Source organism: Catellatospora sp. KI3 (assembly GCF_029948125.1).
Classification (GTDB): Bacteria; Actinomycetota; Actinomycetes; order Mycobacteriales; family Micromonosporaceae; genus Catellatospora.
On the sequence record NZ_JASAMB010000077.1, the window covers coordinates 1 to 575 of the forward strand.

General features: G+C 67.5%; 1 protein-coding gene. It reads left to right on the forward strand.

Translation table 11 applies throughout. From position 1 onward, the window contains the following. A partial coding sequence (locus QEZ54_RS36260) for a carbohydrate ABC transporter permease (RefSeq protein ID WP_281309317.1) occupies positions 1 to 575 on the forward strand: 575 nt, incomplete at both ends.

The following is a 575-nucleotide window of genomic DNA, read 5'->3' on the forward strand; positions in this document are numbered from 1 at the left end:
CGCCGCCCCGGCAAGCTCACCTACCTGGCCCTGCTCGGCATCGCCCTGTTCTCGGCGTTCCCGCTGTACTGGTCGCTGGTCGTCGCCTCGCACGACAACGGCATCCTCGGCCAGGTCCCGCCCCCGCTCGGCCTGGGCGGCAACCTGTTCGAGAACCTGGAGCGCGCCTTCGGCACGGTCCCGTTCTTCAAAGCGCTGGCCAACTCGCTCATCACCGCCGGCACCATCACCTTCAGCGTGGTGCTGTTCTCGACCCTGGCCGGGTTCTCGTTCGCGAAACTGCGGTTCAAGGGCCGCAACGCCCTCCTCGTGACGATCATCGCCACCATGATGATCCCGAACCAGCTGGGCATCATCCCGCTCTACATGCTCATGGCCAAGATCGAATGGACCGGCACCCTCTACGCCGTCGTCGCCCCCGGCCTGGTCAGCGCCTTCGGCGTCTTCTTCATGACCCAGTACCTGCGCGAAGCCGTCCCCGACGAACTGCTGGAGGCGGCCCGCGTCGACGGCTGCACCACGCTGCGCATCTTCTGGCACGTCATCCTCCCCGCGGCCAAACCCGCCGCGGCCGT